Here is a 1,508-nt window from a genome sequence, read left to right as displayed (position 1 = left end):
TCGTATAACTTCGTATAATGTATGCTATACGAAGTTATTACGACGACGCCGGGGAAGGTCGCACGGATCTCGTCGGGCGAGATCTCGTTCAGGTGAACCGGTATCACGCCCCACGCGCCCTGTACCGAGATCTGCATCAGGAACGCGCCGGCGGCGAGTGCAACCGGGCCGCTCGAGAACGCCCACAGCGGCAGCACGGGCAGCGCGATCAGCGCGGCGATGAAGATCGCGCGGCGCCGGCCGATCCGCTCCGAGATCGTGCCGAACGACAGGCCGCCGACGATCGCGCCGATGTTCAGCACGATCGTGATCCACGACACGGTATGCGGATCGAAGTGATGCTGTTCGCGCAGGAAGGTCGGATAGAGGTCCTGCGTGCCGTGCGAGAAGAAGTTGAACGCGGTCATCAGCACGATCGCGTAGATCGTGAGCTTCCAGTTCTGCTTCAGCGTCGCGCCGAGGCTCGGGCGCGCTCGCTTCTCCATCTGTTTCCATGCCGGCGATTCGGGCACGTGTGCGCGCACGTACAGCACGAGCAGCGCGGGCAGCACGCCGACCATGAACATCCCGCGCCAGCCGATGGTCTGGTAGAACAGGCCGAACACGACGGACGCGAGCAGATAGCCGCTCGGGTAGCCGGCCTGCAGCAGCCCCGACACGAAGCCGCGCGCATGGGTCGGCACGGTTTCCATCGTCAGCGCGGAGCCGACGCCCCATTCGCCGCCCATCGCGATGCCGAACAGCGCGCGCAGCACGAGCAGCGCGGTCAGGCTCGGCGCGAAACCCGACGCGAGTTCGAGCAGCGAATAGCAGGCGATGTTGACCATCAGCGTCGGGCGGCGGCCGAAGCGGTCGGCGAGCCGGCCGAAGATCAGCGCGCCGAGCGGGCGCATCGCGAGCGTCAGCGTGAGCGCGAACGCGACGGCGGGGATCGTCGACGCGAATTCCGCGGCGATGTCCTTCAGCACGAAAACCATCAGGAAAAAATCGAACGCATCGAGCGTCCAGCCCAGGTAGGCGGCGATCGTGACGTTGCGTTGCTCGCGGGTCCAGCTCATGTGCGGGTCTCCTCGTTGGCTTGCGCGTTCGCGATAGGCATGCGGATGCCGGCCCGGCTCGCGCGCGGCGCGGGGGCACTGATCGAGTGTAGGCTTCCGCGCTGCGCGAGGTGGGGCGCGATAAGCGCGAATCGGGAATAATCCCTACGAAATGCACTGTTTCGGAATCTGAAACGGCGCTGCTACAGGCACGCGACAGGCATCTGTATCATGGTGGAAGGCTTTTTGTATCCGTTCTGTAATGCGCTCGCTGCGCATCGTCACCGACTCAGGAGTCCGGATGAATGACCGTTCCGCCGACCCGTTGCCCGTGCTCGAAACCGCGAGGCTGTGGCTGCGTCCGCGCGTGCTGGCCGATCTCGATGCGTGCATCGAGATGGATCGCGATCCCGAAGTCACGCGCCACATCGCGGGCCCGTGGCACGACCCCGTCGAGCATCGCCGCTTCGT

At 65.1% G+C, this 1,508-nt stretch carries 1 protein-coding gene and 1 pseudogene; one reads left to right on the top strand and one right to left on the bottom strand.

The annotated features are described in order from the left end of the window. Nucleotides 1–1,058 (bottom strand): MFS transporter (locus JMF90_RS36675; RefSeq protein WP_201326304.1); only part of this gene is annotated, 1,058 nt, incomplete at its 3' end. A gap of 280 nt (nt 1,059–1,338) precedes the next feature. On the opposite strand from JMF90_RS36675, the pseudogene JMF90_RS36670 reads away from it, so the two are divergent. Next, a pseudogene (locus tag JMF90_RS36670) lies at nt 1,339–1,508 on the top strand (GNAT family N-acetyltransferase); the annotation flags it as partial.

The organism is Burkholderia sp. E168m23 (assembly GCF_016586125.1).
In the GTDB taxonomy this organism is placed as follows: Bacteria; Pseudomonadota; Gammaproteobacteria; order Burkholderiales; family Burkholderiaceae; genus Burkholderia; species Burkholderia orbicola.
The sequence above is the reverse complement of the archived record's forward strand: the minus strand, read 5'-3'. Positions and strand labels throughout refer to the sequence as shown.